Consider the following 10,686-nt stretch of genomic DNA (forward strand, 5'->3'; position numbering starts at 1 on the left):
GGCATAGGGGCGGCATGCGCGTCGAGGGTAACATCCAGAAAATAGCATCCGATCTGCTCGCTCATTACGATGTGCATGCGCGCAGACTGCCCTGGCGCGCCCCGCCGGGGGCCAATGCCGCCGATCCCTATCGCGTCTGGCTGTCGGAGGTGATGCTCCAGCAGACCACGGTGGCGGCGGTCGGGCCCTATTTCGCGAAATTCACGCAGCGCTGGCCCGATGTGGCGGCTTTGGCGGCGGAACAGGATGCCGAGGTCATGGCCGCCTGGGCAGGGCTGGGCTATTATGCCCGCGCCCGCAATCTGCTGGCCAGCGCCCGGGCGGTGGCGAACGACCATGGCGGGGTGTTTCCCGATACCGAAGAGGGCCTGCGCGCCCTGCCCGGGGTCGGCGCCTATACGGCGGCGGCGGTGGCGGCGATCGCCTTCGGGCGGCGCGCCGTGGTGGTCGACGCCAATGTCGAGCGGGTGGTGGCGCGGCTTTTCGCCATCGCCACGCCCTTGCCTGCGGCGCGCCCGGAGATTCGCGCCGCGACCGACGCGATCACGCCCGATGCCCGCGCCGGGGATTTCGCGCAGGCGATGATGGACCTGGGCGCGACCATCTGCACGGCGCGCAACCCCGCCTGCGGCATTTGCCCCTTGCGGGAGGATTGCGCGGCTTTCCGCACCGCCGATCCCGCCGCCTTTCCTGTCAAGACGGCGAAGAAGGCCAAGCCGCACCGGCTGGGCCATGGCTGGTGGATCGAGCGGCCCGACGGACATGTTTGGCTGGTGCGGCGGCCCGACAAGGGCATGCTGGGGGGCATGCGGGCGCTGCCTTCGTCGGATTGGAACGATGCGCCCGACGCGACGCCGCCGCTTGCCGCGTCATGGCGGCGGGTGGCCGAGCCGATCGCGCATGTTTTTACCCATTTCTCCCTCGCACTGACGGTGCACCATGCCCATGTGGGGCCGGACGTGACGCCGCCCGGCGAGGGCGAATGGTGGCCCGTGGCGGACATCGGGAAGGCGGGCCTGCCGACCCTGTTCGCTCGCGCCGCCGAGGCAGCGATGAAGGAGAGAATGGACGATGCACGGCTCTAACGCCCCCTATTCGCGGCTCGTGGCCTTTGGCGGGGGACGGCTGGACCGGGTCGACCATGTCCGCACCAATCCCGCTTTGCTGGCGGAGGCCTTTGCCTCGCCGCTGGCTCGCCGCGTCGTGCTGGAAGGGCTGGAGCCGGTGGTCGAGGGCGGGCATCTGGTCATGGAGCCGCTGCCGGAGGATGCCTGGGTCGAGCATCATGCGCTGCTGGGCGTGGATGAGCAGCAGCGGCCGATCTTCGCGGAACTGCTGGCGGATGCGCCGGACAGCTTCTTCGCCACGCCACGCAGCCGTGCGCTGGCGGACGAGGTGCCGGGGCATGAGGTTGCCCTCTACGGCGTGGCGCGCAGCCTGCTCGCCTGGCATGCGCGGCATCGCTTCTGTTCGGTGTGCGGGCAGCGCACGGCGCCGGTCAAGGCGGGCTGGTCGCGGCAATGCGGGTCGTGCCGGGCCGAGCATTTCCCCCGCGTCGATCCGGTGGTGATCATGCTGGCCGAACATCGCGGGCGGGTGTTGCTGGGGCGGCAGCATAGCTGGCCGGCGGGGCGCTATTCGGCGCTGGCCGGCTTCGTCGAGCCCGGCGAAACGCTGGAGGAAGCCGTCATCCGCGAGATCAAGGAGGAAGCGGGCGTCGCCACTCACTCAGTCCGCTATGTGACGAGCCAGCCCTGGCCCTTCCCCTCTTCGCTCATGATCGCCTGCACGGCGCAGGCCGATGACGACGCGCTGAAGATCGATGAAAATGAGATCGAACATGCCTTCTGGTGCGACGAGGCTGGCGTTCGCGCCGCGATGGCTGGCGAAGAGGACGCGCCCTTCATCGCGCCGCCGCCGATGGCGGTCGCCTGGCATCTGCTGCGGCACTGGCTGGATGAGCGACCGGAAGGGCAGGTTGCCGACCATGGCCCAAGCGCGTAAGGCCGCCCCTTCGCCCTGCATATCCCCTTTCAGGAATCGACACAGTCCATGCTCAGCCTAGAAGAAGCCCAGTCCCGCGCGCAGGATCTGGTGACGGCGGCGCGCCGGGCGGGGGCGGATGCGGCCGACGCCATCTATGCCTGCAACGCCTCGACCAATGTATCCGTGCGGCTGGGCGCGCTGGAGGATGTGGAGCGGTCGGAAGGCGAGGAAATCGGCCTGCGCGTGTTCATCGGCCGCCGGTCCGCCAGCATTTCGGCGTCGGACATGAATCCGGCGACCTTGGCGACCTTGGTCGACCGCTGCATCGCCATGGCGGGGCAGGCGCCGGAAGACCCCTATGCGGGCCTTGCGCCCGAAGACCGGCTGCTCAGGAAGAAGCTGCCCGCGCTGGACCTGACCGATCCGTTCGAGCCGGAACCGGCGCAGCTCAGGGAGCGCGCCATGATAGCCGAGGAGGCGGCGCGGGCCGTGCCAGGCGTCACCAACAGCGAGGGCGGCGGCGCGGCGACCGGGCGGAGCCAGATGGCGCTGGCGACCAGTCATGGCTTTGCCGGGGCCTATGCGGGGACGAGCCATTCGACCTGGGCAAGCGTGCTGGCCGGGACCGGCGCCGACATGCAGCGCGACCATGCCAGCCACAGCGTCCGACATATCGAGGATCTGGACGATGCCGAAACGGTCGGCACCCGCGCCGGGCATCGCGCGGTGGCGCGGCTCAATCCGGTGAAGGTGGGCAGCGGCGTGATGCCGGTGATCTTCGACCCGCGCATCGGTTCCAGCCTGGTCGGGCATCTGATCGGCGGCATGGTAGGCCCTGCGATCGCGCGGCGGTCGAGTTTCCTGCTGGAGTCATTGGGCGAGGCACTGTTCGATGCGGCCATCACGATCATCGACGATCCGCTGCGGTTGCGCGGCCTGCGTTCGCGGCCCTTCGACGGGGAGGGGCTTCCGGTCGAACGCCGCGCATTGATCGACAGGGGCGTGCTGACCGGCTGGCTGATGGACAGCGCTTCGGCGCGGCAATTGGGGTTGGAGCCGACCGGCCATGCCAGCCGGGGCGGCAGCGGCGCGCCGGGCGCGGGCGTTACCAATGTGCATATGGAGCCGGGCACGGTCTCGCCGGGCGAACTGATGGCGGACGTGAAGCGCGGCCTCTATGTCACCGAACTGATCGGCATGGGCGTCAACGGCGTGACCGGGGATTACAGCCGGGGCGCTGCGGGTTTTCTGATCGAAAATGGCGCCGTGGGTCAGGCCGTGTCGGAAATCACCATCGCCAGCAATTTGAAGGACATGTTCCGGGCGCTGGTGCCGGCCAACGACCTCGCCTTCCGCTATGGCATGAACGTGCCGACCCTCCGTATCGACGGGATGACCGTTGCCGGCGGCTGACATCTCCTTGCGCGAGGTGGTGGCGGTCGTGTCGGACGCGGCTGACCGGGCCCTGACGCTCTGGGCGGGCGGGGAGACGCGCGTGCGCCAGTGGGAGAAGGTTCCCGGCCATCCGGTGTGCGAGGCCGATCTGGAACTGGACGCGATGCTGCGCGAGCGGCTCTACGCCATCGATCCGTCGGCCGGCTGGCTGTCGGAGGAGACGGCGGACACCGTGCACCGTCTGAACCTGCCGCGCGTCTGGGTGGTCGACCCGATCGACGGGACGCGGGATTATCTGCGCGGGCGGCCCGGCTGGGCGGTATCGGTGGCGCTGGTGGAGCATGGCGCGGTGCGCTTCGGCATATTGGCGGCGCCTGCGCGCAACGAGCTGTGGATAGCGCAGGCAGGCGCGGGGGCGACCCGCAACGGCCGGACCTTGCAGGCCGGATCGCGGGCCGTCCTGCCGGGTTCACGAGTGCCGGCGGATCAGTTGCCCCGCCATGACCGCGATCTCGTCACCGTCGACAAGCCCAACAGCATCGCGCTGCGCATGGCGATGGTGGCGGCGGACGAGGCCGATCTGGTCGCCACGGTGCGATGGGGCAATGAATGGGACGTCGCCGCCGCCGCGCTGATCGCGGAGGAGGCGGGGGCGATCGTCACCGATGCGCTCAGCAATCCCTTTTCCTTCAACCGGCCGCAGCCGACCGCCTTCGGCTTGCTGTGCGCCGCGCCAGGAATCCATGCCGCCGCAGCGGAGCGGCTGGCGCCGCGCGCACGGGAAATATTGGGACGCGGGTGAAGCGTCGCCGGGCTTGAGATACCATGATGGTGGCCAATCGCCGCCATTGGCATGGGCGGCTTGGCGAAAACAGAGAGGCAGCCCCCCTTCCACATATCAAGCCACGCAGCGACGGACAGTCTCGGCCGGCAGGACATCGTTCAGTCGCTGGCGCACCACCCCGGCCCAGATGCCATATCCCGCCGGGTTCATATGGACGCCGTCCGCCCGATAATTGTCGCCCAGCTTTCCATCCTTCAGCAGCGGCGTCGTGATGTCGGCATAATAGGTCAGGGGCATGCGCTCGATCAGCCCTTGCGCCGCCGCGTTGAACAGCATCTGGCTCTTGAAGATCGACCGCCGCGCCGGACTGGGCTTCATCGACAATATCACGACCGGCACGTCACCCATCATCCGGTTGCGCAGGTCCAGAAATCGCCCAAGGTTGCGGAGGACGGTGCGAACCTCAATGCCGTTGGCGATGTCGTTCTCCCCGGCATAGAGGATGATCGCCACGGGTTTGCTGTCCTGCGCCGCATTGGCGAAGCGCGGCAGGATCTCGGCAAAGGTGGCATCATCGATGCCGCGGTTATGCGTTTTCCATGGCGCCATGTCCCGGCTGAGGCTGGTCCAGCGGTGCATGGAAGAACTGCCTACGAACCAGAGCGAACAGGTGCTTGGCCCGGGCCCGTCGTCTGGCAACGTCACATGCGCCGCGCGGTATCGGCCCACCGCCAGCCAGCTGCCGACGATCAGGCAGAAGATGAGGGCCGCCAGCCCCCATTTGGCAAAAGGCGAGGCGTCGAGGCGTTGCAGCAGCGGCGTCTTCATCGAAGGATATAAGTAGCGTCTTTTTCTACGGCGCAAAGCCGAAATTCCCTACTGTGCCTTAACGATCCGGCAAGAATGTAACGATATCGTTCCGATTCCTGCACCGGGGCAATTTTTGTGGGCAAGAATCCGTCGATCGACCTGCTGAAAGGCGTGCTGATCCTGCTCGTCATGGGTGGGCATGTGATGGAACTGACCGGCGGCCACGATCTGGCGCTGTGGGTCGGGTCGGGTTTTCGCATGCCGTTGATGGTCGGCATCTCCGGCTATCTGCTCAACGTCACCCGCATCCGCACCGACAGTATCCAGCGCCTGATGTCCCGCTATGGCCGGCGGATGCTGCTGCCCTGGCTTTTTGCCGGCATGGTGTACCTGATCGCGAGCGGCGCGGCGCTCCGCTGGACCCTGCCGTTCGACCTGTTGTTCCGGCCGCCCTTTCACCTCTGGTATGTGCCGACATTGTTCTTCCTGATCATGCTGACGCGGCTGCTGCCCTTCTCCCCGCTGGCGCTGCTGGCGGTCGGCACGCCGGTCAGCCTGGCGATCATGTATGGCTTCGGCCTCCATCATGGACCGGTGGGGGACAGTCTGTTTTCGCCCGACAGCCGCTTCCTGCGCTATCTGGTCTATTTCTTCTTCGGCATGCTGATGGCGGAGCGGCGGGTTTCGCGACGCTATCTGCCGATCGCCGGGGCGGTCGCGCTGCTGGGCCTTCTCTGGTGGTCCGGCCTCTATGATGCCGACAATGTCCTGGCCTTCGTGCCTGCGCGGCTTTTGATGTGCCTTGGCCTGATCGCGCTGCTGCCGATGCTGTCCGCCCTGCGGCTGGACTTCGCGCCGGTCAATGCGATCGGGCGCGACAGCCTGTTCTTCTACCTGTGGCACCCGCTGGTCATGGGCGTGCTCGTCATGACGGATGTGGGCCCGGCAGCGACGCTGGCGCTGTCGCTCCTGCTGCTTGCGCTGGCATGTCGCCTGACGGCGCGCGGCACGCTGTTGCCGCTGCTGTTCGGCAGCCTGCCGCAAGGGAGCGGGACGGTCCCGCCCCTGGCCAAAGCGCCCCTACCGGCCTGACCGTTCAGATCTTGCCATATTTGGCTTCGAAACCGGCAACGTCTCCGGCGGCGAGATATTTCGCCTGGTCGATCCACTGGTCGCGCACCGGGCGGCCCTTGAAATTGCCCAGCTTCGTATCGATGGCGGCAATGTCGGCATCGCTCCAGCCGGCGATCTGGGCATAGCGCGTTACGCCCAGTTCGATCAGCAGCGTGTTGAGCTTGGGGCCGACACCCTTCAACCTCAGCAGGTCGTCGGCATCGCCGGACGCTGTGCTGAGCGCCGGCGACGCCGGGACCGCGATGGGCGCCGCAGCGTCGACCGGAGCCGGGGCAGCGGCGACGGGTTCGGGCACGACCGGCTCCGCCGGCGTGGAAAGGGGCGGGGCGGAAGCGGGCGGCGCGGAAACTGGGGTGGTGGGCTTCTTGGCCTCCACCGGGACGGAAGGTTCGCTCGGCCGGTTGCGCCCGGACAGCAGGAAGACGATGCCGATGATGACCAACAGCGCGATCAGCAGCCACAGGCCATAGTCCATGAAAAATTCTTGCATCGCTCGTCCCTCCCTGTCCGAATTTGGCCTATTTAAGGATGGTTGAGGGCACGCCGCAAGGGGATCAGCGTGCGCTTTCCTCCCGCGCGACCTCCCGCCACCCAATATCGCGGCGGCAGAAGCCGGTCGGGAAGCCGATGGCGTCGACCGCCTTATAGGCCGCCTGCTGCGCCGCCTTCACCGTGTCGCCGGTCGCGGTGACGTTCAGCACGCGGCCGCCATGGGCGACGATCGCGCCGTCCCTGTCCGCCGTGCCCGCATGGAAAACCCGCGCTCCCGTGGCTTCCGCCGCGTCGATGCCGGTGATCGCGCCGCCCTTTTCCGGGGTGCCGGGATAGCCGTTCGCGGCCATGACGATGGTGAGCGCGGCGCGGTCCGCCAGTTGCACCGGCCCCTGCTCGGCCAGCCTGCCCTCCGCCACCGCGAGCAGCAGCGCCACCAGATCGCCGTCGAAGCGCATCATCAGCACCTGGCATTCGGGATCGCCGAAGCGGGCATTATATTCGATCAGCTTCGGCCCTTCGTCGGTCAGCATCAACCCGGCATAAAGAACGCCGCTATAGGGCGTCCCTTCGGCGGCGAGCGTGTCGACGGTGGGGCGGACGATCTTCTCGATCACTTCCGCTTCCAGTTCCGGGGTCAGCACGCGGGCCGGGCTGTAGGCGCCCATGCCGCCGGTATTGGGGCCGGTGTCGCCGTCGCCCACGCGCTTGTGATCCTGCGCCGATCCGAAGGGCAGGATGGCGCTGCCGTCGGTCAGGGCGAAGAAGCTCGCTTCCTCGCCGGTCATGAATTCTTCCAGCACCACTTCCTCGCCCGCCGCGCCGAACGCGCCGGAGAACATCGAATCGAGCGCCTCCAGCGCCTCTTCCCGCGTTTCCGCGATGATCACGCCCTTGCCCGCCGCCAGACCGTCCGCCTTGATCACGACCGGCAGCGCGAAATCGTCCAGCGCGGCGATGGCGCCGTCCTTGCTGGTGACGCGCTCATAGGCGGCGGTCGGGATGCCCGCGCGCTTGCACAGGTCCTTGGTGAACCCCTTGGACCCCTCAAGCTGCGCCGCCTTCTTGCCCGGACCGAAGACCGGATAGCCCTTGACCCGCAGATTGTCGGCCAGCCCGTCGACCAGCGGCGCTTCCGGGCCGATCACCACCAGGCCGATGCTGTGGCGCAGGCAGAAATCCACGACGGCGCGATGATCCGTGGCATCAAGGTCGACCAATGTCGCATGCTGGGCTATGCCGGGGTTGCCCGGCGCGGCATAAAGGGTGCTGAGAGCGGGCGATTGCGCCAGCTTCCAGGCCAGAGCATGTTCGCGGCCGCCGCCGCCCAACAGAAGGATGTTCATTTCGCCCATGTCCCCGGAATATGAAGCTGGTTTCGATGTCTCGGGGCGCCTGTTAGCCGAGGAACGCTCAGGGGACAACGCGCCGCCGCTGTCGGTGAGCGAATTGTCGGCCCTGCTGAAGCGCACGGTCGAGGACCGTTTCGGCCATGTCCGCCTGCGCGGAGAGATTTCCGGCTTCAAGCGGGCCGGGTCGGGGCACATCTATCTGTGCCTGAAGGACGACAATGCCGTGATCGACGGCGTGATGTGGAAGGGTGGGGCGGCGCGCCTGCCCTTCGCCCCGCAGGATGGGGTGGAGGTGATCGCCACCGGCAAGCTCACCACCTATCCGGGGCGCTCCAAATATCAGATCGTGATCGAGCGGATGGAGTTGGCGGGCGAAGGCGCGCTGATGGCGCTGCTGGAGAAATTGAAGCAGAAGCTGGCGGCGGAGGGGCTGTTCGACCGGGAGCGCAAGCGGCGTTTGCCCTTCATGCCTCGCGTGATCGGCGTCGTGACATCGCCCACCGGGGCGGTGATCCGGGACATTCTCCACCGCCTGGAGGACCGCTGCCCGACGCAGGTGCTGCTCTGGCCCGTGCTAGTGCAGGGGCAGGGCGCCGCCGAGCAGGTGGCGCGGGCGGTGCGCGGGTTCAGCGAGATGCAGCCGGGCGGCCCTGTGCCCCGGCCCGATCTGGTGATCGTGGCGCGTGGCGGCGGCTCGATCGAGGATTTGTGGAGCTTCAACGAGGAGATCGTCGTCCGTGCCGTGGCGGAATGTTCGATCCCGATCATCTCCGCCGTGGGGCATGAAACGGATACGACGCTCTGCGACTATGCCGCCGATATGCGCGCGCCTACGCCCACGGCGGCGGCGGAAATGGCGGTGCCTGTGCGGGCGGAGCTGCTGGCGATGCTGACGGAGCAGGGCTTGCGCATGGACCGGGCCGTGCGGCGAGGAGCGGCGCAGGCGCGCGAGCGGCTGGAGATGCAGGCGCGGCTGATGCCGACGCCGGACATGCTGCTAGCGCCGCAGCGCCAGCGGCTGGACCAACTGTCCGATGGTCTGGTCAGCGGATTGCGGCATCGCGTTGCCGATGCGCGGGCGCATCTGGGGCAGGCGGGCGGGGCGTTGCGGCCCGCCCTGCTGCGCCAATATGTCAACCGCGCCGCCGAGCGCGTCGGCCGGTTGCGGCTGCGCCCGGATTATCTGGAGCGCGTTTACAAGGACCGGGCGACCGCTTTCGATCGCGTCTCGCGTCTCTTCACGTCGGTCAATCCCGACCTGCCGCTGCAACGCGGCTTCGCGCGGGTGATGGCGGGCGACCGGCTGGTGAAATCCGTGGCGGAGGCGCGGGCGGCGGGTGCGGTCAGCCTGCATTTCCGCGACGGCGCGGTGGGCGCGAGCATCGATGGCGGCACGCCCCTTGAGAAGCCCGCCGCCGAGGCTATATCGACTCCGTCACGCACCCCGCGCAAAGCGCGCGAGGGCCAGGAGACGGGCCAGCAGGACCTGTTTTCCCAATGACGCCGTTGCACAGGAAAGACCGAGTGATCCCATGCTGATGTCCAACCGCGACCGCCCGGCCCGGCTGCACTATATGGCCTACAGCTTCCGCGTGCTGCAGGCGGGCGACCATGTGGTGTGCTCCGTCAGCGGACAGAAGATCCCGCTGGAGGATCTGCGCTACTGGAGCATCGCCCGGCAGGAACCCTATGCCAGCGCCGAAATCTCCGCCCGGGCCGAACTGAAGGCGCGGGGTCTGTAAGGTGCCGGGGTTTAGATGAAGGGCTGGATCGCCGCCGCTGCGCTGGCGATGGCCGGTGTGGCGGCCACCTCCCCGGCAGCGCCGCCTGCCGTGGAACTGGTGCTGGCCGGTACGCCCGTCCAGGGCGGCGCCTTGCTGGGCACGGCGCCCAAGGGGACGGTCGAACTGCGCTTCAACGGGCAATTGGTGCCGGTCGATGCCGATGGCCGTTTCCTGATCGCCTTCGACCGCGATGCGGCGCCGCAGGCCCGGCTTACCGGACGTCTTGCCGATGGAACGCTTCTCGACCGCGCCCTCACCGTCGCGCCGCGTGACTGGCGGATCGAGCGGGTCGATGCGCCGCTGCGTCCGACGAAAAGCACGGAAGCCTTCCTCGCCCTGCGCAAGCCGGAGCTTGAACGGATCGCCGCCGCGCGCGAAACCGTGACTGACGTGCAGGGTTGGCGCCAGCGGTTCATCTGGCCACGCATTGGCCGCGTCTCCGGCTTGTTCGGCGTGCAGCGCATCTATCAGGGGCAGCCGGGCGCCTATCATGGCGGCGTGGATATAGCGGGCGCGACAGGCGAGCCGGTGGTGGCCCCGGCCGACGGGGTGGTGATCCTGGCCGCGGATCGCCCGTTCACGCTGGAGGGCAATCTGCTGATGATCGACCATGGTCATGGATTGAACAGCGCCTTCCTTCACCTTTCGCGGATCGACGTGATTCCCGGGCAGCATGTGATTCAGGGGCAGCGCATAGGCGCAATCGGGGTCACCGGACGGGCCACGGGTCCGCATCTTCATTGGGGGATGAAGTGGAATGAAGCCCGGATCGATCCGATTCTGCTCACCGGACCCATGCCGCAGAACTGATCTATTATTTCACGGAATTATAATTTTATTCTTCGTCATGATATGTCGAAATGTAAAAATTCCTTCTAGGAACTCAGACCTGTAACATTGTTGTTAAACAGGTGTTCAATACCGATTTTCTCGATTTGTGGCATATTTG

At 67.3% G+C, this 10,686-nt stretch carries 11 protein-coding genes; 8 read left to right on the plus strand and 3 right to left on the minus strand.

Going from position 1 to position 10,686, the window contains the following annotated elements:
- Nucleotides 1-14 precede the first annotated feature (14 nt).
- Genes H5V43_RS14410 through H5V43_RS14425 form a run of 4 tightly spaced genes read left to right on the plus strand, consistent with a single transcriptional unit; the run spans nucleotide 15 to nucleotide 4,183 of the window.
- Complete coding sequence (locus tag H5V43_RS14410; RefSeq protein WP_025549416.1) at nucleotides 15-1,085, plus strand: A/G-specific adenine glycosylase; 1,071 nt, start codon at nucleotides 15-17, stop codon at nucleotides 1,083-1,085.
- Nucleotides 1,072-2,004, plus strand: coding sequence for an NAD(+) diphosphatase (gene nudC, locus H5V43_RS14415; protein ID WP_025549417.1), 933 nt, complete (start codon nucleotides 1,072-1,074; stop codon nucleotides 2,002-2,004). Before H5V43_RS14410 ends, nudC begins: the two co-directional genes overlap by 14 nt.
- A gap of 48 nt (nucleotides 2,005-2,052) precedes the next feature.
- Nucleotides 2,053-3,399: a TldD/PmbA family protein gene (locus H5V43_RS14420; protein WP_099185412.1), complete on the plus strand. Its 1,347-nt coding sequence runs from the start codon at nucleotides 2,053-2,055 to the stop codon at nucleotides 3,397-3,399.
- Complete coding sequence (locus H5V43_RS14425) at nucleotides 3,386-4,183, plus strand: inositol monophosphatase family protein (RefSeq protein WP_025549418.1); 798 nt, start codon at nucleotides 3,386-3,388, stop codon at nucleotides 4,181-4,183. The genes H5V43_RS14420 and H5V43_RS14425 overlap by 14 nt, the downstream gene beginning before the upstream one ends.
- A gap of 96 nt (nucleotides 4,184-4,279) precedes the next feature.
- Here H5V43_RS14425 and H5V43_RS14430 read toward each other — a convergent pair whose 3' ends face one another.
- Nucleotides 4,280-4,993 carry a GDSL-type esterase/lipase family protein gene (locus tag H5V43_RS14430; protein WP_025549419.1) on the minus strand — a complete coding sequence of 238 codons (714 nt, stop codon included), beginning with the start codon at nucleotides 4,991-4,993 and terminating at the stop codon, nucleotides 4,280-4,282.
- A 117-nt stretch (nucleotides 4,994-5,110) separates the two neighbouring features.
- On the opposite strand from H5V43_RS14430, the gene H5V43_RS14435 reads away from it, so the two are divergent.
- Nucleotides 5,111-6,067: an acyltransferase family protein gene (locus H5V43_RS14435; protein ID WP_025549420.1), complete on the plus strand. Its 957-nt coding sequence runs from the start codon at nucleotides 5,111-5,113 to the stop codon at nucleotides 6,065-6,067.
- 4 nt (nucleotides 6,068-6,071) lie between these two features.
- Here H5V43_RS14435 and H5V43_RS14440 read toward each other — a convergent pair whose 3' ends face one another.
- Together H5V43_RS14440 and purD are read right to left on the minus strand one after the other, a co-directional pair.
- Nucleotides 6,072-6,599 (minus strand): hypothetical protein, encoded by a 528-nt coding sequence (locus tag H5V43_RS14440; RefSeq protein WP_099185411.1) that lies wholly within the window; start codon nucleotides 6,597-6,599, stop codon nucleotides 6,072-6,074.
- A gap of 64 nt (nucleotides 6,600-6,663) precedes the next feature.
- The gene (purD, locus tag H5V43_RS14445) at nucleotides 6,664-7,947 is read right to left on the minus strand and encodes a phosphoribosylamine--glycine ligase (protein ID WP_025549421.1); all 1,284 of its coding nucleotides are present in this window, start codon (nucleotides 7,945-7,947) and stop codon (nucleotides 6,664-6,666) included.
- Nucleotides 7,948-7,954: 7 nt separating this feature from the next.
- Here purD and xseA point away from each other — a divergent pair, with 7 nt between their 5' ends.
- The 3 genes from xseA to H5V43_RS14460 are packed head-to-tail and all read left to right on the plus strand — an operon-like array spanning nucleotide 7,955 to nucleotide 10,547.
- The gene (xseA, locus tag H5V43_RS14450; RefSeq protein ID WP_025549422.1) at nucleotides 7,955-9,454 is read left to right on the plus strand and encodes an exodeoxyribonuclease VII large subunit; all 1,500 of its coding nucleotides are present in this window, start codon (nucleotides 7,955-7,957) and stop codon (nucleotides 9,452-9,454) included.
- A 31-nt stretch (nucleotides 9,455-9,485) separates the two neighbouring features.
- Nucleotides 9,486-9,695 carry a DUF2093 domain-containing protein gene (locus H5V43_RS14455; RefSeq protein ID WP_025549423.1) on the plus strand — a complete coding sequence of 70 codons (210 nt, stop codon included), beginning with the start codon at nucleotides 9,486-9,488 and terminating at the stop codon, nucleotides 9,693-9,695.
- A gap of 15 nt (nucleotides 9,696-9,710) precedes the next feature.
- Nucleotides 9,711-10,547 carry a M23 family metallopeptidase gene (locus H5V43_RS14460; RefSeq protein WP_025549424.1) on the plus strand — a complete coding sequence of 279 codons (837 nt, stop codon included), beginning with the start codon at nucleotides 9,711-9,713 and terminating at the stop codon, nucleotides 10,545-10,547.
- Nucleotides 10,548-10,686 lie beyond the last annotated feature (139 nt).

Origin of the sequence: Sphingobium fuliginis (genome assembly GCF_015074805.1) — a bacterium.
Classification (GTDB): domain Bacteria; phylum Pseudomonadota; class Alphaproteobacteria; order Sphingomonadales; family Sphingomonadaceae; genus Sphingobium; species Sphingobium fuliginis.